This window comes from Lysobacter sp. S4-A87, assembly GCF_022637455.1.
GTDB lineage: Bacteria > Pseudomonadota > Gammaproteobacteria > Xanthomonadales > Xanthomonadaceae > Lysobacter_J.
The window spans coordinates 2,102,062-2,122,515 of sequence record NZ_CP093341.1 but is presented as its reverse complement, the minus strand read 5'-3'; the positions used below and the strand labels follow the sequence as shown (position 1 = coordinate 2,122,515).

General features: G+C 68.5%; 22 protein-coding genes and 1 pseudogene. 8 read left to right on the top strand and 15 right to left on the bottom strand.

The window, feature by feature from the left end; genetic code table 11:
* Positions 1–10: 10 nt before the first annotated feature.
* Both MNR01_RS09595 and fghA read left to right on the top strand, forming a co-directional pair.
* Positions 11–191, top strand: a pseudogene (locus MNR01_RS09595) (glutathione-dependent formaldehyde-activating protein); the annotation flags it as partial.
* A gap of 15 nt (positions 192–206) precedes the next feature.
* A complete protein-coding gene (gene fghA / locus MNR01_RS09590; RefSeq protein ID WP_241917603.1) occupies positions 207–1,037 on the top strand; it encodes an S-formylglutathione hydrolase in 831 nt (276 codons plus the stop codon).
* Positions 1,038–1,080: 43 nt separating this feature from the next.
* Here fghA and MNR01_RS09585 read toward each other — a convergent pair whose 3' ends face one another.
* The 7 genes from MNR01_RS09585 to MNR01_RS09555 form a co-directional block, all read right to left on the bottom strand.
* Positions 1,081–1,752, bottom strand: a complete 672-nt coding sequence (locus MNR01_RS09585; RefSeq protein ID WP_241917602.1) for an adenine nucleotide alpha hydrolase — start codon at positions 1,750–1,752, stop codon at positions 1,081–1,083.
* Positions 1,749–2,093, bottom strand: a complete 345-nt coding sequence (locus MNR01_RS09580; RefSeq protein WP_241917601.1) for a hypothetical protein — start codon at positions 2,091–2,093, stop codon at positions 1,749–1,751. The genes MNR01_RS09585 and MNR01_RS09580 overlap by 4 nt, the downstream gene beginning before the upstream one ends.
* Positions 2,094–2,165: 72 nt before the next feature.
* Entirely contained in the window at positions 2,166–3,113 is a 948-nt protein-coding gene (locus MNR01_RS09575; protein ID WP_241917600.1) for a DegV family protein, read from the bottom strand.
* A gap of 248 nt (positions 3,114–3,361) precedes the next feature.
* Complete coding sequence (locus MNR01_RS09570; protein ID WP_241917599.1) at positions 3,362–4,009, bottom strand: 2-hydroxychromene-2-carboxylate isomerase; 648 nt, start codon at positions 4,007–4,009, stop codon at positions 3,362–3,364.
* A 9-nt stretch (positions 4,010–4,018) separates the two neighbouring features.
* A complete protein-coding gene (locus tag MNR01_RS09565; protein ID WP_241917598.1) occupies positions 4,019–4,423 on the bottom strand; it encodes a DUF1761 domain-containing protein in 405 nt (134 codons plus the stop codon).
* Between the two features lie 127 nt (positions 4,424–4,550).
* Positions 4,551–5,834 carry an amidohydrolase family protein gene (locus tag MNR01_RS09560; protein WP_241917597.1) on the bottom strand — a complete coding sequence of 428 codons (1,284 nt, stop codon included), beginning with the start codon at positions 5,832–5,834 and terminating at the stop codon, positions 4,551–4,553.
* Between the two features lie 56 nt (positions 5,835–5,890).
* Positions 5,891–7,363: an amidohydrolase gene (locus MNR01_RS09555; protein WP_241917596.1), complete on the bottom strand. Its 1,473-nt coding sequence runs from the start codon at positions 7,361–7,363 to the stop codon at positions 5,891–5,893.
* A gap of 217 nt (positions 7,364–7,580) precedes the next feature.
* Here MNR01_RS09555 and MNR01_RS09550 point away from each other — a divergent pair, with 217 nt between their 5' ends.
* Positions 7,581–8,357 carry an AMP nucleosidase gene (locus MNR01_RS09550; RefSeq protein WP_241917595.1) on the top strand — a complete coding sequence of 259 codons (777 nt, stop codon included), beginning with the start codon at positions 7,581–7,583 and terminating at the stop codon, positions 8,355–8,357.
* 169 nt (positions 8,358–8,526) lie between these two features.
* Here the strand turns inward: MNR01_RS09550 and MNR01_RS09545 are convergent, their stop codons facing one another.
* Positions 8,527–8,826: a hypothetical protein gene (locus MNR01_RS09545; protein ID WP_241917594.1), complete on the bottom strand. Its 300-nt coding sequence runs from the start codon at positions 8,824–8,826 to the stop codon at positions 8,527–8,529.
* A gap of 221 nt (positions 8,827–9,047) precedes the next feature.
* Here MNR01_RS09545 and MNR01_RS09540 point away from each other — a divergent pair, with 221 nt between their 5' ends.
* On the top strand, positions 9,048–9,614 hold the full coding sequence (locus MNR01_RS09540; RefSeq protein WP_241917593.1) for a lysozyme inhibitor LprI family protein: 567 nt from the start codon (positions 9,048–9,050) through the stop codon (positions 9,612–9,614).
* An 8-nt stretch (positions 9,615–9,622) separates the two neighbouring features.
* Complete coding sequence (locus MNR01_RS09535) at positions 9,623–10,174, top strand: DUF924 family protein (RefSeq protein WP_241917592.1); 552 nt, start codon at positions 9,623–9,625, stop codon at positions 10,172–10,174.
* Positions 10,175–10,228: 54 nt separating this feature from the next.
* On the opposite strand, the gene grxD is transcribed toward MNR01_RS09535, so the two are convergent.
* Entirely contained in the window at positions 10,229–11,155 is a 927-nt protein-coding gene (gene grxD / locus MNR01_RS09530; RefSeq protein WP_241917591.1) for a Grx4 family monothiol glutaredoxin, read from the bottom strand.
* A gap of 77 nt (positions 11,156–11,232) precedes the next feature.
* Here grxD and MNR01_RS09525 point away from each other — a divergent pair, with 77 nt between their 5' ends.
* Positions 11,233–12,018, top strand: a complete 786-nt coding sequence (locus MNR01_RS09525) for a polysaccharide deacetylase family protein (protein ID WP_241917590.1) — start codon at positions 11,233–11,235, stop codon at positions 12,016–12,018.
* Between the two features lie 22 nt (positions 12,019–12,040).
* Here MNR01_RS09525 and MNR01_RS09520 read toward each other — a convergent pair whose 3' ends face one another.
* Genes MNR01_RS09520 through MNR01_RS09510 form a run of 3 tightly spaced genes read right to left on the bottom strand, consistent with a single transcriptional unit; the run spans position 12,041 to position 14,636 of the window.
* A complete protein-coding gene (locus MNR01_RS09520) occupies positions 12,041–12,751 on the bottom strand; it encodes a class I SAM-dependent methyltransferase (RefSeq protein WP_241917589.1) in 711 nt (236 codons plus the stop codon).
* Complete coding sequence (locus tag MNR01_RS09515; protein WP_241917588.1) at positions 12,748–13,377, bottom strand: SGNH/GDSL hydrolase family protein; 630 nt, start codon at positions 13,375–13,377, stop codon at positions 12,748–12,750. The genes MNR01_RS09520 and MNR01_RS09515 overlap by 4 nt, the downstream gene beginning before the upstream one ends.
* 5 nt (positions 13,378–13,382) lie before the next feature.
* Positions 13,383–14,636, bottom strand: coding sequence for an aminotransferase class I/II-fold pyridoxal phosphate-dependent enzyme (locus MNR01_RS09510; RefSeq protein WP_241917587.1), 1,254 nt, complete (start codon positions 14,634–14,636; stop codon positions 13,383–13,385).
* Positions 14,637–14,914: 278 nt separating this feature from the next.
* Between MNR01_RS09510 and rsgA the strand changes: the two genes are divergently transcribed.
* Both rsgA and MNR01_RS09500 read left to right on the top strand, forming a co-directional pair.
* Positions 14,915–16,090 carry a ribosome small subunit-dependent GTPase A gene (gene rsgA / locus MNR01_RS09505; protein WP_241920578.1) on the top strand — a complete coding sequence of 392 codons (1,176 nt, stop codon included), beginning with the start codon at positions 14,915–14,917 and terminating at the stop codon, positions 16,088–16,090.
* 90 nt (positions 16,091–16,180) lie between these two features.
* Positions 16,181–17,443, top strand: a complete 1,263-nt coding sequence (locus MNR01_RS09500; RefSeq protein ID WP_241917586.1) for a flavohemoglobin expression-modulating QEGLA motif protein — start codon at positions 16,181–16,183, stop codon at positions 17,441–17,443.
* Between the two features lie 21 nt (positions 17,444–17,464).
* Here the strand turns inward: MNR01_RS09500 and MNR01_RS09495 are convergent, their stop codons facing one another.
* From MNR01_RS09495 to MNR01_RS09485, 3 genes are read right to left on the bottom strand one after another with little or no spacing between them, the layout of a single operon-like run.
* Positions 17,465–18,949, bottom strand: a complete 1,485-nt coding sequence (locus MNR01_RS09495; RefSeq protein WP_241917585.1) for a tripartite tricarboxylate transporter permease — start codon at positions 18,947–18,949, stop codon at positions 17,465–17,467.
* Positions 18,950–18,962: 13 nt separating this feature from the next.
* Positions 18,963–19,439, bottom strand: a complete 477-nt coding sequence (locus tag MNR01_RS09490) for a tripartite tricarboxylate transporter TctB family protein (RefSeq protein ID WP_241917584.1) — start codon at positions 19,437–19,439, stop codon at positions 18,963–18,965.
* 19 nt (positions 19,440–19,458) lie between these two features.
* Positions 19,459–20,442 (bottom strand): tripartite tricarboxylate transporter substrate binding protein, encoded by a 984-nt coding sequence (locus tag MNR01_RS09485; protein ID WP_241917583.1) that lies wholly within the window; start codon positions 20,440–20,442, stop codon positions 19,459–19,461.
* Positions 20,443–20,454 lie beyond the last annotated feature (12 nt).

Genomic DNA, 20,454 nt, shown 5'->3' with positions numbered 1-20,454 from the left:
ACCAGGGCATCCGGGTTTTGCCGCGTTCGTTTCGTCGATCATCAAATCTTGCTTCGACCCGGCGCGCATGGACTGCGGTGCGCGCGCGCCTGCGCGAACTGGGCCTGGAGCCCTATGACTGCCTGTCACCGACACTGATGGATGCACTTTCCACGCACGCGGCGAAGCAGTCCGGCGTGCTCAAGGCCTGAACCGGAAGGAGAATGATGGAACGGATCGAACGGCATGCCTGCTTCGGCGGGCAGCAGGAAGTGTGGAAGCACGCATCGGCATCGCTCGGCTGCGAGATGCGGCTGGCCGTCTACCTGCCACCGCAGGTCGGGCAGCGCAGGCTGCCGGTGCTGTACTGGCTCAGCGGCCTGACCTGCACGGAGCAGAACTTCATCACCAAGGCCGGTGCGCAGCGCCATGCCGCCGAGCACGGGGTGATCGTGGTCGCGCCCGACACCAGTCCGCGCGGCCCGGGCATCGCTGACGCCGATGGCTACGACATCGGCCAGGGCGCCGGCTTCTATGTCGATGCCACCCAGGCACCGTGGGCGTCGCACTACCGGATGCACGACTACGTCACCCGGGAGTTGCCGGCGCTGGTCGAGGCGCACTTCCACGCCAGTGATGCGCGCGCGATCAGCGGCCATTCGATGGGCGGGCACGGCGCGCTGGTGGCCGCGCTGCGCAACCCGGGACGCTACCGCAGCGTGTCGGCGTTCTCGCCGATTGTCGCGCCGAGCCAGGTGCCCTGGGGGCAGAAGGCCTTCTCCGCGTACCTGGGCGAGGACCGCGAGGCATGGAAAGCCTGGGACGCGAGCGAACTGGTGGCCCGTGCGGGCGAACGGCTACCGCTGCTGGTCGACCAGGGCGAGGCGGACGAGTTCCTGGCCACGCAGTTGCGGCCGCAGCTGTTGCGCGACGCGTGCGAGGCCGCGGGCCATCCGCTCGATCTGCGCCTGCGCCCGGGGTACGACCACAGCTACTACTTCATTGCCACCTTCATCGGCGAGCACATCGCGCACCACGCCCACGCCCTGGCCGACTGAGCATCGATGGGAGGGGCCGAGCCCCTCCCGCACCTGCATGCGGCTACGCCAGCAGGAAGTCGGCGTACGCGAACCGATCGTCGCGCAGCACCTTCTCGCCCGCCTGCAACGCGATGGGCCGGCGCAGCATCGGCCCGGCATGCACCAGCGTGTGGAACTCGCCGTTCTCGCCGCACGGATCGCACGACGGCGGCAGCGCGGCCAAAAGGGCATCGTCGAACGCGCGCCCGCTGAACTCCGACGCCAGTTGCTGCGTATCGACGCAGCACAGCCGCGCCTGCAGTCCCGAAGCGGTCATCTCGCGCGCCAGCGCCGCGGTATCGGCGCCGAACAACGGCGTGTCGATCGTCCAGCCCAGGCGCGCGCACGAGGCCTCGCGCCAGGCGCGCACATCGGCCAGGTAGAGGTCGCCGAAGGCGATGCAGTCCAGGTCCGGCCAGCGTTCGCGCGCCTGCGCCAGCGCCAGTGCGAACGCGGACTCATAGTGGTCGTTGTCGCACTTGGGCGGGATCACTGCTTCGATCAGCGGCAGTCCCGTCGCTTCGGCCTGCGCGTGCAGGATGTCGCGGCGAATGCCGTGCATGGCGACGCGCTCGTAACCGCTGGTGACGGTGGTCAGCAAGGCCACGACCTCGACATCGTCGCGCTGCTGCAAGGTGTGCAGGGTCCAGGCCGCGTCCTTGCCGCCGCTCCACGACAACAACCGCCGGCTCATGCCGAGGTCACGTCCCGAAGTTCCCAGCCGCCGCCGGCGAGCAGGCGCAGGCGGTGCTTGAGGACCGTGCCAGAGATGGTCGAGGTCACGACGAGGTCGATGTGCAGGTCGTCCTGCTCGCCGTGCACGGAAGCCGCGGGGTCGGTCGCACCGAGCGCGGGATCGACCGCGTCGGGATCCTCCTGGCGGGCTTTCCAGCGTTCGAACAGCGCGTTGTCGCGCAGCGCGGCCTGCAGCTGCTCGGCGAATCCTTCGGCGCTGACGGCGCTGAAGGAGAGCGCGGCATCACTGCCGCGCGCACGTGTTGCATCGGGAAGCCGGATGTAGAAACGGGTAGCCATGCAGTCTGTCCGGGGTGCGGTCGTTTTAGGAACCAGTGCGCCTACATTACTCCGCCACCGTGACGGCAATGCCTAGCCGTGGAACTTCTGACCCTCGGCCGCGAAGCCGACCACCACCGCGCCCTTGCCGACGTTGACCATGCCGGTCAGGCTCATCACCGACTCGAACAGCTCGATGTTGTTGTTGACGCAGGCATTGCGCAGGCGCTCGTAGCCCGGCAGCTTGCGCATGTCGTCGAGTTCGCCGCCGTAGCTCAGGCACATCGTCGGGGTCAGCAGTTCGCCGGCCTCGACCCGCTGCGCGGCATGCTCGAACAGCTTCTCCACCGCCGGTTCGAAGCCCTTGATCTTGGCGACCGGGGCGGTCTCGCCACGATTGCAGTGCAGTACCGGCTTGATGTCGAGCGCGCTGCCCAGTGCGGCGCTGATGAAGCTGACGCTGCGGTCGCCCTTGGTGCGGGCACGGTTGCGCAGGTAGTAGAGGTCCGGCGGAACCATGTAGCCCTGCGTGTGCAGGGCCAGGTGCTCCAGGCGCGCGCGGATCTTCGGCGCGCCTTCACCGGCTTCGCGCAGGCGCACCGCCTCGACCGCGCCGATGCCCTGGGCGGCGAACAGGTTCTGGCTGTCGACCACGCGCAGCGCGAACGGCGTGTTGTTGCCGGCGGCCGAACGTGCAGCCTTGTAGTCGCTGAGGATCGCGAAACTCGCCTGCTGCGCGTTGTCGAAGATCGGGCTGCGCGTCTTGGTGATCGTCATGCAGAACACGTAGTCGTAGTCGATCACCAGCCGGCTCAGGAACAGGTCCTGGATCTGCTGCACGGTGTAGGGCGTCGTCTGCGCTTCGTGGCCGCGTTCGGCGACGTGGGCGTGCAGGAACTCGAGCGTGGCCTGTTCGTTGCGACGGTCGGCGAGCACCGCTTCGCCGATGCGCACGGTGATCGGCAACACATCGACGTTGTGTTGCTCCAGATACTCCAATGGCAGGTCGCAGGCCGAATCGACCACGAGTCCAATGCGCATGTTCCCCCTCCGAATACCAGCGCTGGCGTCAAACTGTGACGCGCAGCATACCTGCTTCGCGCAGGACGTCTCGCTGCGGGTGCAGCAAAGCATTGCGCGAAGGGATCGGCGCAGCGGAAGTCTGAATGGAGCCCGGATCGGACCGATCGGACCGGACCGTAGCCCGGGTAAGCGAAGCGCACCCGGGTCGTGCGTGTCGGGCCCCGGGTGCGCTTCGCTTACCCGGGCTACGTCTGTGCTCCGGCCGCTCAGCGCCGGCGCTGCAGGCCGACCGGCAGCTGCGAGACCCGCTGCATCTCGGCGTCATCCAGGACCGCCGGTTCGCGCAGCGCCGCCAGGGCGAAGTCGTGGGCGTCGTTGCCCCAGAACAGCTCGCCGTGCACGGCCAGGGTCGGCACGCCGTAGACGCCGGCGGCGATCGCCGCATCGGTGTTGGCGCGCAGTTCGGCCTTGGTCGGCGCTGCGTCGAGCGCCTCGGCGGGCACGTTGAGTACCGCCATCAGCGGCACCAGCGCTTCGAGGCTGTCGCCGGCGCGGCCCTGTGCCCACAGCCAGTCGTAGATCGAATCGACCGCCTCGGGCGTGTTGCCCGCGGCGATGCTCAACCGCAATGCCGCCAGCGGGTTGAACGGATGCGTCGGCGGAAAGCGCAGCGGCACGCCCTGCTGGCGTGCCAGCCACAGCACGTGCCGATAGGTGAATTCACGCTTGCCCGGGATCTCGGCCGGGCCCTTCTGGCCGCAGGCATCGAGCACGGCGGCAAACACGATCGGCACCAGCTGCACCGGCGTCCCGTCGATCTCGAACTCGCGCAGCAGCGGCTTGAGCTTCTGCCATTGCAGGTACGAGAACGGCGAGATGAAATCGAAGTACCAGACCAGCGGGGCCGCGCTCATGGCCGCGGCTCAGTGCCAGGCGCCGAGGATCAGCCCGTACAGGCTGAACTGGGCGATGTGGTAGCCGGCATCGATCATCCACATCTTCGCGCTGCGCTGGGCGAACGCGTAGTTGATGCCGAAGCTCATGGCGACGAAGAACAGGCCGACCACGAAGCCGGCGCCGAAGCCGCTGGCGGCATTGGCATCCGGACCGAGGAAGATCGCGAACATCAGCGACGCCAGCAGGCTGCAGCCGAAGGCGGTGGCGAAGGTCAGCTTCGGGTGCTGCGGAGCGCTGTCCGGGTCGATGCCGGCCTCGCGGCACCACACGCGCTTGAACAGCGGTCCGTACCAGATCCCGCCCAGGACGAACGCGGAGACGGCCGCGGCGATCACCGCCAGCCAGTTGAAGTCGATGTGCGGCAAGGTCATTGAGCGGGTCTTCGTGTGATGCGGAATGGGCGAAGCATACCCGTCTGCTTTGCCAAACGAGCTGGTGGGCATACGTGGCTTGAGCCCCGGCCCGCAGTCGGGCCGGGGCTGCCAGGGCTGGAAGGATTCAGCGACCCGACTGCGGATACGCTCGCGGCAAGCCGCCGTTCTCCGCCGGCGTGGCCGGGTGGAGGTAGCGGTCGCGCAGCTCGGTCTGGCGGCTGCGCATCTGGATCGCGCGGCCGTCCATCCACACCTGCAGGGCCAGGGCGCTGACCTCGAGCGGGTCGCCGCTCCACAGCACCAGGTCGGCGCGCTTGCCCGGCGCGATGCTGCCCATCCGATCGGCCACGCCAAACGCTTCGGCCGGCACCTGGGTCAGGCCGGCCAGGCCGTCGTCCCAGGGCAGGCCGTTGGCCACGGCATTGCCGGCCAGCTGGCGGACCTTGCGGGCGTTGTGCGAGGCATCGCCGGTCTGCGTGAAGCCGACCCGGACGCCGGCTGCGCGCAGGCGTGCGGCGTTCTGCATGGTCGCGCCGATCTGGTCGAAGTCGTACGGCAGGTTGCCGAGCGGATTGACGAACACCGGCACCTTGGCCGCGGCCAGCTGCGGGGCCATGCGCCAGGCCTCGGCACCGCCGGCGATGGCGATGCGGACGTTGTGGCGGGCCGACCAGCGCAGCAGCTGGCGGATGTCGGCGGCGCGATCGACCGCGACCACCACGCGGCCGCCGCCGCCGATGTAGCGGGCGAGCGTCGCCCGTCCGGCCGGCGTCAGCAGCGCCGCATTGGCATCGGCCGGGATGCGCCCGCGCACCTCGTCGATCAACTGGTCGAGGATCATCCACTGCGCGGCGCGCGAGTTGCCGCTCAGGCCAATGGCATCGCCACCGATGCGCACGAACAGTTCGCGCGGCCCGACCGGATCGGCGCTGCCGTCCAGCCGCACCACGCCGCCCTGGCCGGCGACGATCGAACCGCCGGCACCGGTGCCGGCGCCGAGCAGCGTCCAGCCGATCCCTTCGATCCGCGCGACCGGTATCAGCACCGAGTCGGGGTTGTAGGCCAGGGTCACGTCGAACTCCGGGCGCACCGTCATCTGCTTGGTTTCAGCGCCGAGGGTGAGGGTCTCGTCGTTGGTGTCCTTCTCGCCGGACACCTCTTCCAGACCGATCTCGGTGATGCCGCCGAACAGCGTCGGCGTCAGTGGCCTGCCCTGGGCATCGATGACCTGCGCACCCGCGGGCGCGACCAGGCCATTGCCGACGGCGCGGATCGTGCCGCCGCTGACCAGCACGTCGGCGTTGTGCAGCGTGCCCTGCGCGGTCGCGGTGTGGACGGTGGCATTGCGGATCAGCAGTTCCTGGGCGACGCCCGCCATGGGCGCCAGCGCTGCCAGCAGCACCGACATTCCCGCGACGGCGGGAATCCATGGACGTCGGCCTGCCTTGTGGGATTGGATCGTCCTCACAGCACACCTCCCTGCGCCGCAGCGCCCTGTCCCAGCATGAAATCCGACACCGGCTGGCGGTTGCGGTCGTTGCGGTCGAACACGCGTGCGCCGTCGATGTACACCTGCTCGGCATGCGCGTACACGCTGAAGGGATTGCCGTTCCAGACCACCACGTCGGCCATCTTGCCCGGCTCCAGCGTGCCGGTGCGGTCGAGGATCCCGAGCGCCTGCGCGGGGTTCTGGGTGAGCCAGCGGATCGCGCGCTCGGGCGCGATGTCCATGCCGGCGAGCCTGGCGTGCGCCATCACCTTGGCCGCCTCCTGGTTGAGGCGCTGGATGCCTTCGTCGGAATCGGAGTGGACGATCGCGCAGCTGTTGGCGGGACGATCGACCAGGGCGATGTTCTCCTGGATGCCGTCGAAGGCCTCCATCTTGAAGCCCCACCAGTCGGCCCACAGCGCGCCACAGACACCCTCGGCGGCGAGGCGGTCGGCCAGCTTGTACGCCTCCACGCCGTGGTGGAACGCGGCGACCTTGAAGCCGAACTCCTTGGCCAGGTCGAGCATGATCGCCATTTCGTCGGCGCGGTAGCAGTGGATGTGCACGCGAATGTCGCCGTTGATGGCGCCGGCGAGCGTGTCGAGCTTGAGGTCGCGCTTGCCGCCGGTGTCCTTCTCGCTGTCGGCGCCGTTGCCGTTGCTCGACTGCCACCAGTGCTTCTTCTTCGCCGTCTCGTCGTTCTTCTTGCCGCCGCCACCGTTCTTGCGCAGGTACTCGCTGGCATCGATGAAGGCGGCGCGGTAGCCGGCGACGTTGCCCATGCGCGTGGCCGGACCGCTCTTCTGGCCGTAGACGCGCTTGGGGTTCTCGCCGCAGGCCATCTTCAGGCCCCACGGCGCATCCGGAAACTTCATCGCCTGGTAGGTGGTGGCGGCGACGTTCTTCAGCGTCACCCCGCGACCGCCAACCAGGTTGGCCGAGCCCGGCAGCACCTGCAGCGAGGTGATGCCGCCCGCCAGTGCCGCGGCGAAGCCGGGATCCTGCGGCCAGATCGAATGCTCGGCCCAGACGTTGGCGGTGACCGCGCCGGTCATTTCATTGCCGTCGCTGTGCGCGCTTACCCCGGGGGCGGGATACACGCCCAGGTGCGAATGCACGTCGATGATGCCCGGCGTCACCCACTTGCCGTTGCCGTCGACGCGGGTGGCGTTGGCCGGCGCCTGCAGCGCGCTCCCGACTGCGATCACCCTGCCGTCCTGCAGCAGTACGTCGGCGTTGTCGAGGCGCTGGCCGGTGCCGGTGAGCACGGTCGCATGCTCGATCAGGACCGGGCCGGCGGCGATCGCACGGTAGGTACTCGGGTACGGGTCCTCGACGAAACGTGACTTCGAGGCGGAGGACTTCGACGCAGGTGCGTCGGGCGAAGCCGCATGGGCGACGCCGACGGAAAGCACCGCGGCCAGCGCGGCGACCAGAGGTCGGAACATGGATTTCCCCGGAGGTGGCACGAACAATCAATCCGCACCCTAGCTGCGGTAGCGGGTCCGTGCAATCGCCGACGAAGGTCATGTCCGGGCATGACAGAATGCAGCTCCAGGCAGCCCCCGCCCTGGTAGGCGCCAGCAAGCTGGCGACCGGGCGTTGGAGCTTGTCATTTGTGCCAGTCCGCTGGCCCCGGCAAGAGACAACGCGAGGAACACGTACGTGAAAGACAAGGAACAGATCGTAGACAACTGGCTGCCGCGCTACACCGGCGTGCCCCTGGACCAGTTCGGCGAACACATCCTGCTGACCAATTTCGGCGGCTACCTGCACACCTTCGCCCGCCTGACCGGCGCCGAAGTGATCGGCATGGACCGGCCGATGCCCAGTGCCACCGCCGACGGCATCACCATGATCAACTTCGGCATGGGCAGCCCGAACGCCGCCACGATGATGGACCTGCTCAGCGCGATCATGCCCAAGGCGGTGCTGTTCCTGGGCAAGTGCGGCGGCCTGAAGCGGAAGAACCAGCTCGGCGACCTGATCCTGCCGATCGCGGCGATCCGCGGCGAAGGCACCAGCGACGACTATCTGCCGGCTCAGGTGCCGGCGCTGCCGGCGTTCGCGCTGCAGCGCGCGGTATCGACGATGATCCGCGACCTCGGCCACGACTACTGGACCGGAACGGTGTTCACCACCAACCGCCGCGTCTGGGAGCACGACGACGCCTTCAAGGAGCGCCTGCGCACGATGCGCTGCATGGCCATCGACATGGAGACGGCGACGATCTTCGCCGCGGGCTTTGCCAACCGCATCCCCTGCGGTGCACTGCTGCTGGTCTCCGACCAGCCGATGATCCCGGAGGGCGTCAAGACCGAAGCCTCGGATGCGCGCGTCAGCTCGGACTACGTCGACAACCACATCAACGTCGGCATCGAAGCACTCAGGCTGATCCGCCGCAACGGCAAGTCGGTGCGGCACCTGCGCTTCGACGAGTAGGTCATTGCACAGGCCCCGGGTGCGCTTCGCTTACCCGGGCTACGCCCAAGGCAGCCCGGACCACACGTTGCAAGGTAGCCCGGGTAAGCGAAGCGCACCCGGGATAGCACGCCAAAGAAAAGGCCGGCATCTGCCGGCCTTTTCCACGTGCGGTGCAATGGCAATGCGATCAATCGCAATCCATCTGCCACTCGAAGCTCTGCGTTTCCTCGTTGAACACCGACACCGCCGAGCACGCGCTCTGCGCGGCGGTCGACTGCGATGGCGGTGCCAGCGTCGACTCGGTGACGGGCGCCTCGGCAGTGCGGCTCGGCGGGCAGATTCGGTTGATCGGCGGTATCGTTCCGGCCGGATAGCAGATCATCCGAGGCGGATTGCAGAGCAGCGTGCACTGGATGTTCTGCGCGTTCCCTGCGAGTGGAGCGAGCAGGCCTGCAAGCAACAGGGCTGCGACAACAGACTGCTTCATGGTTGTTTCCCTCTGGAAGTGACTTGCGCCATGGAAAATGGCGGTGGCGATGTGACGGCCGCCTGAGCGGCCCGCGGGGTTGTTCAGTCTTGTGCAGGCCCCGTGAAGGACATGTCGTCAGGGCCCGCCAAGTACTTTCGCCGCCCGCCATCGCAGACCTTGCGACGCCTCCCGGGCACACTAGCGGCCTGGGAATGAGGACTTGGAGCGGGGGACGGGGAATGGAGAAATTCATCTATCTGCTGGCGGGCGCACTGCTCACCTGGCTGTTCTATTTCGTCCAGCGCAGGGTCGAGCGGCGCGGCGCGGTCGAGGCCATCGAGCGCAACCAGAAGCTGCTTGACCTCAAGCAGGGCCTGGACAGTGCCAACACCAACCTCGACGACCTGCGCCAGTTCGAGCAGCGCCTGATCGGCAAGGCCGAGAACGCCGCGCGGATCGCCGACAACTACTTCACCAAAGCCGAGGAAGTCGCCCGCCAGAGCGACGATGCCGCCGTGACCCAGTCCGACATGAACCAGCAGGCGGCCAGCGAGTTGCAGCGCGTCGAAACGCGGCTGGCCACGGTGGTGGCGCACCTGCGTCGCCAGCTCGACGGCGAATCGCTGGTGGTGTTCGACGAAGCCCATCGCAGCTGGCTGGCATTCCGCGAGCGCTACGCGCGTTTTGTCTCGCAGTCGTACTCGGGCGGATCGATCCGCCCGTTGATCCACGCGGTGACATTGGAAAGCGTGACCGAGCTCTGGATCAACGAGCTGGAAACGCAGCTGGCCGACGAATCGGTGTGAGTACCGTCATGCCCACCACTCCCCACGATGTCCTCGCCTTCTGGCTGGAAGCCGGCTATGAGCGCTGGTTCGACCGCGACGACAGCTTCGACGCGCGCTGCCACGAGGAATGGCTGGCAACGCACCACCGCGCCGCACGCCGCGAACTCGAAGACTGGATGGACACCGCGCCGGGCGCACTGGCGCTGTCGATCCTGCTCGACCAGATCCCGCGCAACGTCTTCCGCGGCAGCGGCCATGCCTACGCCACCGATCCGCTGGCGCGCCATTACGCCGCACGCGCGATCGAACGCGGCTTCGACCACCAGGTCGATCCGGTGCTGCGCGTCTTCTTCTACATGCCGTTCGAACACTCCGAGGCGATCGCCGACCAGGAGCGGTCGGTCAAACTGGCGTCTTCGATCGGTGGCGAATCGGGCAACAACTACCTCGACTACGCCCGTCGCCATCGCGACGTGATCGCGCGCTTCGGCCGCTTTCCGCATCGCAATCGCGAGCTGGGCCGGATCAACACGGCGGAAGAGCAGGCCTACCTGGATGCGGGCGGTGGCTTCGGCTGAGGCAGAGGCGAATGCAGGAGCCAGCGAACCGGCCCCTGCAGGATCAAGGGAAGGTCAGTACTTCGGCACGCTCGCGTCGACGTCCGCCCACGCGTCGATACCGCCGACGACGTTGTATACCTCGCGGAATCCCAGGTCGCGGAAGTGCTCGGCCGCCTGCTGGCTGCGGCCGCCGTGATGGCACAGGAAGGCCAGGGCGGTGTCCTTGGGCAGCGCTTCGAGCGCATCGAGACCGTTGTCGAAACTGTCGAAGGCGACCGCGACGCTGGCCAGCTGGCGCTCGGGTGCCGGGCGCACGTCAACCAGGCGCAGCGTGCCTGCGGCGACGCGTGCGGCGACATCCGCCGGCGCGATCGACTGCACGGCCGGCGGTGCCTGCGGGTTGTGCACGACCAGGCCGCGACCACGCTCGTCATCGACCCAGTCGATGGTGATGCCGTCGGCGCGACGCGCCTGCATCCAGTCGGTCTGCACGCGAACGCCGTCGACTTCGACCGCCACCGCATTGGCATCCACCGGTGCCAGCTGCAGGCGGGCGTTGTGGCGCGCGTCGATGTCGAGCTGGACCGCGTAGCCGGCGCCGGCATTGGCGATGGCGCCGCGCAGCATCTCGACCGCCGAGGGGGTGATGGTCAGCTTCGGCGGGCTGCGGTCCGGTGCCGGCAGGCCGAGCACGCCGTGCAGTTCGCCGTTGCCGGCCATCTGCTCGACGATGTCGCTGCCGCCGACCAGCTCGCCATCGATGTACAGCTGCGGGATGGTCGGCCAATTGCCGTACTGCTTGATGCCCTCGCGGATCGCCGCGTCCGACAGCACGTCGACGTGGGCGTAGCCCTGCGGCAGCAGCGCATTGAGGACGCCAACGGCCTTGGCCGAGAAGCCGCACTGCGGTGCCTCCGGCGCGCCCTTCATGAACAGGACGACACGGTTGGACTGCAGCAGGGTTTCGATGCGCGAACGCAGGGCGGGGTCGAGGGACATGGGGTCTGGCCTTGAGGGGATGTGGTGCATGTGGGGGCGCCGCAGCCGGGAGGCAACCCCGGCTACCATGGATCCCGATGCCAGTCTTCCATCAACCGCCTCGCCATCCCCACGCCTGGGCCTGGCTGTTTGCCGCCTCGCAGCTGGCGGTGGTCGCGATCTGGTGGCAATGGGGCTGGCCTGCGGGGCTTGCGGCACTGCTGGCCAGCCACCTGACCCTGGTCTGGGCAACGCTGCGGCCGCAGTCGCGCCTGCTCAGTCCGGTGCTGACGCGGTTGCCGACGGCCGAGCCCGTGGTCTGGCTGACCATCGATGATGGCCCCTCCGACGACACCCGGGCGATGCTCGACCTGCTCGATGCGCGCAATGCCCGGGCCACGTTCTTCCTGGTGGGCGACCGCGCCCAGGCCCGGCCGGAGCTGGTCGGCGAGATCGCGCGCCGTGGACACGGCATCGGCCAGCACAGCCACACCCATCCCCAGGCGCGGTTCTGGGCGCTGCCGCCGATGGCGATGCGGGCGCAGATCGACGATGCCCAGGCCGCGTTGACGCAACTGGCCGGTGCGCCGCCGCGATGGTTCCGTGCCGTGGTCGGCATGGCCAATCCGTTTGTCGCCGCCGCGCTCAAGCGCCACGGACTGGCACGGGTGGCGTGGTCGGCGCGCGGCTTCGATGCGGTGCTGAAGGAGCCGGCCGGGGTGGCCGCGCGCATCGAGCGCGACCTCGCGCCCGGCGCGATCGTGCTGCTGCACGAGGGCTCACGCCATGGTCGCAATGTCGAAACGCTGGCGGCGGTGCTGGACCGCCTCGACCAGCGCGGCTACCGCACTGTATTGCCGGAACAGCTCGAGGCGCAGTCGTAGGGCAGCGCTCGGCCCGCGACGCTCAACCCGCCACGATCAGCCAGTTGTTGAACGGCGTGCGTCCGCGCAGCGAGGTGAAGCTCGCCTTCAATCCGGCATCGGCCAGGCGCGCACGCACGGCGTCCGCGTCGGGATAGTTCAACGGCGCCGCATTCATCCAACCAACGACCTTGGCGAAGATGTCGACGAAGCGCGTGACATGGGCGCGATGGCTGCCGTCGGCCAATCCGGTGCGGATCACCAGCTTCGCGCCCGGCGTGAGCATCGCGATGGCCTCGTCGATCGCCCGCATCTGCGCCTCCACCGGCACGAACTGCAGGACGTCGAGCACGGCCACGCTGCCACGATGCGCGGGCACGCCCTCGGCCAGGTCGGCGGTTTCGAACGTCACCTCGCCCAGGTCGCAGCGCGCCGCGGCCTTGCGCGCGCGCAGGATCTTGCCGACGTCGTTGTCGTAGCCACGGTAGGGCATGCGCTGGCCATCGGCGCGCAGTGCATGCGCGAGCAGGCCCAGCCCGCAGCCCATGTCGAGCAGAGGTGCGCGGGTTCCGCGCAGGGCCTCGCAGACACCGGGATACAGCGGATCGGTGCCGAACTTGCTCCACGCATAGTAGTAGTCGCGGCGCCCGTACCAGTGTTCGCGCGGCAGGAACGCCGATGCCAGCGCGCGTGCCTGCTTGCCCGGCAACGGTGCCGTGGCAGCGTGCGTCGTCGCGCCGCAGGAATCGCTCATCGTGCCAGCAGCCCGCGCGCGGCCGGCAAGGCCAGCGTGGTCCACTGCGTGTACATCGCCGCGGAGGGGTGCAGGCCGTCGTCGGCGAGCATCTCCTTCTCGCCGCCGCGCTCGCGCGACACCGGCGTGATGTCGACGAACGCCACGCCGTGCGCCTCGCACACCACCTGCGCGGCAGCGTTGAAGGTGTCGAGCTCGGCGGCAATGGTGGCCGGTGTGGCCTGGGTGGTCTTCACGAACGGGGTCGCGCCCCAGTCTGGGATCGACAGCACCAGCACGCGGTCGGCGCGGCCGCGGGCGAAGGCGATAGCGCGCCTGAGCAGGGTCTCGAACTCGCTGCGGTATTCGACCGCGCTGCGGCCGCGGTACTGGTTGTTGACGCCGATCAGCAGGCTGACGAAATCCCATTCGCCCAGCGGTTCGGCGCCATCGATGCCCCAGGTGAGCTCGTCGGTGGTCCAGCCGGTGGTGGCGATGATGCGCGGGTCGGCGAGGGCGATACCTTCCCCGCGCAGCGCATGCGCCAGCTGGTGCGGCCAGCGGCCATCGGCGGCCACGCCTTCACCGATGGTGTAGCTGTCGCCGAGCGCCAGGTACGACAGAGCGGTGGCGGGAACGCTGTCCATCACGATCAGGCCACGGCCGCCTGCGCCTGTCCGGCTTCGCTGCCCGCGTAGCGGTCGAGCAGGCGCTCGATGCGGCGGAACACTTCGCGCAGGTCGTCGGGCTGCGGCAGCAGGGTGACGCGGAAATGGTTGCGGTAGGGCACGTTGAAGCTCGAGCCCGGCACCACCAGCACGTCTTCGGTCTCCAGCAGTTCGAGCGCGAAGCGATGGTCGTCGAAGCCCTGCGCCGCCGCACCGGTGACGGCCGGGAAGGCATACAGCGCGCCCGCCGGTTCAACCAGTTGCAAGTGGCGACTGGCGGCGACGCTGTCGATGACCGCGCGTCGTGCCTCGAACAGGCGGCCACCGGGCGCGCACAGTGGCGCGATGGTGTCCTCGCCATGCAGCGCCGCCTCGATCGCGAACTGACCGGGCACGTTGGCGCACAGGCGCAGCGCGCCGAGCAGGTCCATGGCGTGGTGCAGGTTGCCGCTGGCGACCGGGTCGCCCGACAGCACCGCCCAGCCCACGCGCCAGCCGCAGGCACGGTGGACCTTGCTCAGGCCGCCGAACGACAGGCACGGCAGGTCACCGGCGATCGGTGCGATCGGGGTGAACTGGTTGCCGTCATAGAGGATGGAGTCGTAGATCTCGTCGCACATCAGCAGCAGCTTGTGGCGTGCGGCGATGGCGACGATCTTCTCGATCAGCTCGCGCGGGTAGGCGGCGCCGGTCGGGTTGTTGGGGTTGATCAGCACGATCGCGCGGGTGCGGCTGGACACCAGCGAGGCGATCTCGTCCGGGTCGGGCAGGAAGCCGTTCTCCGGCAGGCAGCGGTAATAGACCGGGCGGCCGTCGTTGAGGATGGTCGCCGCCGACCACAGCGGATAGTCGGGCGAGGGCAGCAGCACCTCGTCGCCCGGGTTCAGCAGGGCGCGCAGCGACAGGTCGATCAGCTCGCTGACGCCATTGCCGACGAACACGCGCTCCGGGCTCGCATTGGGCGTGCCGCGCTGCTTGTGGAAGCTGGCGATGGCCTCGCGCGCGGCCGGCAGGCCCTGCTGGTGGGTGTAGGGGTCGGTGTCGCTGATGTGGTCGGCGATCGCGCGCTGCAGGTGCTCGGGGGCGCGGAAACCGAACGCGCCGGGATTGCCGATGTTGAGCTTGATCAGCTTGCGCCCCTGGCCCTCCAGCTCGCGGGCTCGCCGGGCCAGTTCACCGCGGATTTCGTAGCGGACTTCGGACAGGCGTTCGCGGGTCTTCACGGGGGACTGGGACATTGCTGCAGGCAAATGGGGGGTCGGAGAGCCAGACTAGCCGAAACCGGCGCGAACGGCAGCGGAAATGGCGCAATTACGTGCAACTGCGCCGGTGTGAGCGGTAACCGCCAGCGCCTTCACTACGGGTGCCGGACGGTGCATCCGCTCGCGACCGCGACCCGACCCGGCAACACGGATCCGTCCCTGCCCCCGGTTGACCGCTAGAATCCGGGCATGTCCCCAGCCTCCGCACAGTCTTGATCCCCGGTTTCGACGCCCTGCAGGCCATTGGTTGGCCGTTGAAGGCCAGTTCGCCAGATCCGGTCGCGGGCTCGTCGCTTGAGGTCACGTCGCCTGAGAGCTCGCTGCCTGAGAGCCCGTCGCTTGAGACCCCGTCGCTTGAGACCCCGCCGCTCGACCAGGTCTGGCTCGACCTCATGGCCGAGCACCCCGGTGCAAGGCCGGCGCGGGTCATCGAACAGCACCGCAGCGGCTACATCGTTGCCGACGGCCCCGACCACGGCTTCCCGGTCGAGTCCCTGCCCGAATGGCAGCGTCCGCCGGGCTACCGCAAGGGCACGGTCACCATCGACCAGCGCCCCGGTGTCGGCGACTGGCTGCTGGTGGAAGGCCGCAAGGCGGTGGCGCTGCTGCCACGGCGCAGCGCGATCAAGCGCGGCGCCGCCGGCGAGCATTACCAGCAGCAGCTGATTGCGGCCAACGTCGACACCGTATTCGTGGTCTGCGGCCTGGATGCCGACTTCAATCCGCGTCGCATCGAGCGCTACCTGCTGCTGGTGCGCGGCGGCGGCGTCGAACCCGTGGTGGTGCTGACCAAGGCCGACCAGGCCGAGGCCGCCGACCCCGAAGTGCTGCCTGATGCGATGGCCGCGCTGGTGGAACTGGCGGCCCAGGGCGTGGCGGTGCGTGCGGTCAACGCCCGCGACCCCGACAGCGTCGCGGCCCTGGATCCCTGGCTGCAGCCCGGCACGACCGCGGTCTTCGTCGGCAGTTCCGGCGCCGGCAAGTCGACCCTGACCAACACCCTGCTCGGCACCGAGCGGATGAAGACCGGCGAAGTGCGCGAGAACGATTCGCGCGGCCGCCACACCACCACCCATCGCGCGCTGATCCCGCTGCCGACCGGCGCCTGCCTGATCGACACCCCGGGCATGCGCGAGCTCAAGCCGACCGGCGAGGAAGACGTCGCCGAGAACTTCAGCGACGTCGAAGCCCTGGCCGAGAAGTGCCGGTTCCGCGACTGCAAGCACGCGCGCGAGCCCGGCTGCGCCGTGCGCGAAGCGATAGAGGCCGGCAAGCTCGACCCGCAACGCTTCGCCAACTACCTCAAGCTCAGCGATGAGGTTGCCGGCGCCGCCAATCGCCTGGCCAACCGGCGCGCGCAGAAGGCCGAAGAAAAAGTGGCAGGCAAGTCGCTCAACAAGCGCCTCGATGAGAAGTATGGGAAGCACTAGTCGCCCGGGTAAGGCCACAGGCCGCACCCGGGGTCGGATGCGCCTGGTACCCGGGTGCGGCCTGTGGCCTTACCCGGGCTACTCGATGACATGACCGGATTCGCGCCCGAGATCGCCCATCACGCCGCGCTCGATGCGCGCATGGTCGCAGCGGCGAAGGATGTGCGGTTGCTGGCCCTGGTCAGCTGGCCGGCGGGCCAGGAGGCAGCATTCCTGGCTGACTACGCGCGCGGTGTGGTCAAGCTCCCGCAGATCGAATACCCAAGCCTGGATTTCAGCCAGACGCGCGCCGAAATGGAGGCGATCGCGACGCAGGCCGACCCGCACCATCCGCTGGGCCAGTACCTGATCGATTCGGCGCGAAGCTGGTCGCAGGCCGCGGCACTGTGCGAATCGCTGGGCACGCCGGCAGTCTGCGAGCACTCGATCAAGCTGTTTGGTCGCCCCGACGAAGCCCTTCCGGGCGATGGACCGACCACGCGTGAAGCGGCGCAGCACTTCATCTCGATCGCCGACGAGCTCGACCGCGAACTGATGTCGCCGGCCGAGCACGTCACCATCTCCGCCACCGCGCTGCAATTGCAGTTGCAGCGCGAGCTCGACACCTACTTCGACGGGCGCGTGATCTCGGTCGAACTGGATCCGGACCTGATCGCCAAGGCCGCCGCGGGTGCCACCCGCATCCGCCTGCGCCATGGCGCCGCCTTCAGCGACTACGACCGTCACCAGTTGCTGCAGCACGAAGCCTTCGTGCACTCGCTCACTGCCCTCAATGGCCGTGAACAGCCGGTACTGCCGAGCCTGGCCTTGTCGTCGCCGCGCATCACCGCGACCCAGGAAGGCCTGGCGACGTTCGCCGAACAGATCACCGGCAGCATCGACATCGGCCGCATGAAGCGCATCAGCCTGCGCATCGAGGCGGTGGCGATGGCGCTGGCCGGCGCCGACTTCATCGAGGTTTTCCGCTATTTCCTCGACTCCGGGCAAACGCCGGAGGACAGCTTCGCCTCGGCGCAGCGCGTTTTCCGCGGCGTGCCGACCACTGGCGGCCATGCTTTCACCAAGGACACCGTGTACCTGCGCGGCCTGGTCGGCGTGCACACGTTCTTCCGCTGGGCGTTGCGCGACGGCAAGTTGCAGCTGTGCCGCTGGCTGTTCGCCGGCAAGATGACGCTGACCGACGTGCAGCGGTTCGAGCCGCTGTTCGCCGATGGCGTGATCAAGCCGGCGCGCTGGCTGCCGCAGTGGGTGGCGCGTGCGAACGGGCTGGCGGGAATGCTGGCGTTCTCGCTGTTCGCCAACCGGATCCGGCTGGACAAGATCGTGGTGGACGGGAAGGCGCCGGAGCTCTGACCCCGCGGCGCCCCCTCTACCTCACCGCTTCCGCCAGGCCCGCCACAACGGCAGCACCAGCATCAGACCCACCAGGCCCCACGTCGCCAGCGAGATCGGACTCGCCCAAAGGATCCCCAGCTCGCCGTCGGAGATCGACAGGGCCCGTCGCAGGTTCTGCTCCATCAATCCCCCCAGGATGAAACCCAGCAGCACCGGCGACAGCGGGAAGTCGAGCTTGCGCAACAGGTAGCCCAGCACGCCGATGGCCACCATCAGCACCAGGTCGAACGTGGTCGCGTGCACCGCGTACACGCCGATCGTCGTGATGATTGCGATCGCTGGCACCAGCGCCCAGTTCGGCACCGCCAGGATCCGCGTGAACACGCGCACCATCGGTACGTTGAGGATCAGCAGCATCACGTTGGCGACGAACAGCGACGCGATCAGCCCCCACACCACCTGCGGCTGTTCCTGGAACAGCAGCGGCCCGGGCGTGATGTTGTACAGGCTGAGCGCGCCGATCATGACCGCAGTCGTACCGGAGCCGGGCACGCCGAGGGTCAGCATCGGCACCATCGCGCCACAGGCGGCGCCGCCGATCGCGGTTTCCGGCGCGGCCAGTCCGCGCAGGTCGCCCTGGCCGAAGCGGCCGCTGTCGCCGGCCAGCCGCTTCTCGGACATGTAGGCCACCGCGCTGGCCAGCGTCGCACCGGCACCGGGCAGCACGCCCATGAAGAAGCCGAGCACGCCGCAGCGCATGTTGATCCAGAACACCGACGCCGCCTCGCGGGCGTTGAACAGCATCCGACCGGTGGCCTCGACCATGCGATGGCCACTGTGCGTCTTCTCCAGCAGCAACAGGATCTCGCTGACCGAGAACAGCCCCAGCACCAGCACCACGAACTGGATGCCGTCGGCGACATGCAGGCTGTCGAACGTGAATCGGTACACGCCGCTGTTGGCATCGATGCCGACACTCGACAGGAACAGCCCCAGCAAGGCCGCAAGCAGCGTCTTCAATGGCCGATCGTTGGCCAGGCCGCTGAGCGCGACGATTGCCAGCACCATCAGCACGAAGTACTCCGCCGGCCCGAACGCGATCGCCCACCGCGCCAGCAATGGCGCAAACAGCACCATGCCGCAGGTGGCGATCAGGGCGCCGAGGAACGAGCTCCATGCCGACAGCGACAGGGCCACGCCGGCCAGGCCTTGCCTGGCCATCGGGTAGCCGTCGAGCGTGGTCATCACCGTCGATGCCTCACCGGGGATGTTGAGCAGGATCGAGGAGATGCGGCCGCCGTACTCGCAGCCCAGGTAGACCGCCGCGAGCAGGATCAGCGCCGATTCCGGCGGCATGCCCAGCGCGTAGGCCACCGGGATCAGCAGGGCGACGCCGTTGATCGGGCCGATGCCGGGCAGCAACCCGACCACCGTGCCGATCAGCGTTCCCAGCAGCGCGGTGACCAGGTTGTAGGGGGTCAGGGCAACGCCGAAGCCCTGGCCGAGGTAGTTGAAGGTTTCCATCGTATGGGGCCCGTCAGAAGGGAAGTCGCTCGAGCACGCCAAGCGGCAGCGGCACTTCAAGCAGGCAGTCGAACAGCAGGTACAGGCCGGCACTGAGCAATGTGCAGGTGGTCACGGCGGGAAGGGGGCGGCCGCCGTAGAGCAGGGCAATGAAGCTGCCGACCAGCGCGCTGCTGGGGATGAAGCCGAGCGGTTCGAACAGCCCGGCATAGGCCAGCAACAGTGCGATGCACAGCATCGCCTTGCGCAGCAGCGCCGCGTCCATCGGTGCATCGTCTTCTTCGTGCTTGAGCGCAGGCGGTCGCACGATCAGCCACGCCAGGCCGATCGCCATCAGGCCCAGGCACAGCAGCGGATACGCGCGCGGGCCGACCGGCTCGTACGAGAACTCGGCCTGGTAGTCCCAGCCGATCACCGCGAACACGATGCAGGTCAGCAGCCAGGCCCCGGCAAACAGCCGCTGCACCAGCGCGGCGGGTTGTGTCGTCATGGGCATTCCTTGGCCTGGGTCAGCGTTTGGCCAGGCCGAACTCGCGCGCGAGTTGGCGGTAGCGCGCGACTTCCCGCTTCACGTAGGCATCGAGCTGCGGCCCGGTCAGCGCCAGCGGGAACAGCTCGCGCTCTTCGCGCAGGCGGGCGAAATCCCTGGAGGCCAGCAGCTTGTCGAAGGCGGCCTTCCAGTAGGCGTAGTCCTGCGCGCTCACCTTCGGGCCGACATAGAAGCCGCGGGCGACCTGCCAGACGACGTCGTAACCCTGCTCCTTCGCGGTCGGGATCGACGTCATGCCGGGCCGGGCAAGGCGCTTGTCGGCCAGCACCGCGAGGATGCGCATCTTGCCCGCCTTCACCTGCGGCATGGAGTCGGCGATGTCGGTGCTGCCGACCTGGATATGACCGCCCAGCAACGCGGTGGTGATGTCGCCGCCGCCTTCCAGCGCGACATAGCGCAGCTGTTTCGGACTGATGCCGGCGGCCTTGGCCAGCATGGCCGTCTGCATCCAGTCCTGGCTGCCGACCGTCCCGCCGGAACCGATGACGACTTTGCCGGGGTTCTTCTTCAGCGCTGCCATCAGGTCGCCAAGCGTCTTGAAGGGCGAATCGCTGCGCACCGCGATCGCGCCGTAGCTGGTGCCCACCGCCGCCAGCCAGCGCACCGCATTCTCGTCGTAACGGCCGAACTTGCCCTGGGCGATGTTGAGCAGCGAGCCACTGGAGAAGGCGGTGATGACATTGCCATCGGCCGGGCGCTGCGCGACGACGGTGTTGTAGGCGACCGCGCCGACGCCGCCGGGCATGTAGGTCACGCGCATCGGCCGCGACAGCGCCTTGCCTTCGACCAGTCCGGTCTGGGCCAGCTTGCAGGTCAGGTCGAAGCCGCCACCGGGCGAAGCCGGGGCGATGCATTCGGGGCGGGAGGGATCGGCAATGGCGTGTGCGGGCAACAGCAGCGACAAGGCGGCGACAGCAGGAAGCAGGAAGCGGAGCAGGGACATTCAGTGGCCTCG

Excerpts from the sequence above, each read along its gene's own strand:
- fghA (WP_241917603.1), top strand. The coding sequence starts at position 207 with ATGGAACGGATCGAACGGCATGCCTGCTTCGGCGGGCAGCAGGAAGTG.
- MNR01_RS09585 (WP_241917602.1), bottom strand. The coding sequence starts at position 1,752 with ATGAGCCGGCGGTTGTTGTCGTGGAGCGGCGGCAAGGACGCGGCCTGG.
- MNR01_RS09580 (WP_241917601.1), bottom strand. The coding sequence starts at position 2,093 with ATGGCTACCCGTTTCTACATCCGGCTTCCCGATGCAACACGTGCGCGC.
- MNR01_RS09575 (WP_241917600.1), bottom strand. The coding sequence starts at position 3,113 with ATGCGCATTGGACTCGTGGTCGATTCGGCCTGCGACCTGCCATTGGAG.
- MNR01_RS09570 (WP_241917599.1), bottom strand. The coding sequence starts at position 4,009 with ATGAGCGCGGCCCCGCTGGTCTGGTACTTCGATTTCATCTCGCCGTTC.
- MNR01_RS09565 (WP_241917598.1), bottom strand. The coding sequence starts at position 4,423 with ATGACCTTGCCGCACATCGACTTCAACTGGCTGGCGGTGATCGCCGCG.
- MNR01_RS09560 (WP_241917597.1), bottom strand. The coding sequence starts at position 5,834 with ATGTCGGTGCTGCTGGCAGCGCTGGCGCCCATGGCGGGCGTCGCCCAG.
- MNR01_RS09555 (WP_241917596.1), bottom strand. The coding sequence starts at position 7,363 with ATGTTCCGACCTCTGGTCGCCGCGCTGGCCGCGGTGCTTTCCGTCGGC.
- MNR01_RS09545 (WP_241917594.1), bottom strand. The coding sequence starts at position 8,826 with ATGAAGCAGTCTGTTGTCGCAGCCCTGTTGCTTGCAGGCCTGCTCGCT.
- MNR01_RS09540 (WP_241917593.1), top strand. The coding sequence starts at position 9,048 with ATGGAGAAATTCATCTATCTGCTGGCGGGCGCACTGCTCACCTGGCTG.
- MNR01_RS09535 (WP_241917592.1), top strand. The coding sequence starts at position 9,623 with ATGCCCACCACTCCCCACGATGTCCTCGCCTTCTGGCTGGAAGCCGGC.
- grxD (WP_241917591.1), bottom strand. The coding sequence starts at position 11,155 with ATGTCCCTCGACCCCGCCCTGCGTTCGCGCATCGAAACCCTGCTGCAG.
- MNR01_RS09525 (WP_241917590.1), top strand. The coding sequence starts at position 11,233 with ATGCCAGTCTTCCATCAACCGCCTCGCCATCCCCACGCCTGGGCCTGG.
- MNR01_RS09520 (WP_241917589.1), bottom strand. The coding sequence starts at position 12,751 with ATGAGCGATTCCTGCGGCGCGACGACGCACGCTGCCACGGCACCGTTG.
- MNR01_RS09515 (WP_241917588.1), bottom strand. The coding sequence starts at position 13,377 with ATGGACAGCGTTCCCGCCACCGCTCTGTCGTACCTGGCGCTCGGCGAC.
- MNR01_RS09510 (WP_241917587.1), bottom strand. The coding sequence starts at position 14,636 with ATGTCCCAGTCCCCCGTGAAGACCCGCGAACGCCTGTCCGAAGTCCGC.
- MNR01_RS09500 (WP_241917586.1), top strand. The coding sequence starts at position 16,181 with ATGACCGGATTCGCGCCCGAGATCGCCCATCACGCCGCGCTCGATGCG.
- MNR01_RS09495 (WP_241917585.1), bottom strand. The coding sequence starts at position 18,949 with ATGGAAACCTTCAACTACCTCGGCCAGGGCTTCGGCGTTGCCCTGACC.
- MNR01_RS09490 (WP_241917584.1), bottom strand. The coding sequence starts at position 19,439 with ATGACGACACAACCCGCCGCGCTGGTGCAGCGGCTGTTTGCCGGGGCC.
- MNR01_RS09485 (WP_241917583.1), bottom strand. The coding sequence starts at position 20,442 with ATGTCCCTGCTCCGCTTCCTGCTTCCTGCTGTCGCCGCCTTGTCGCTG.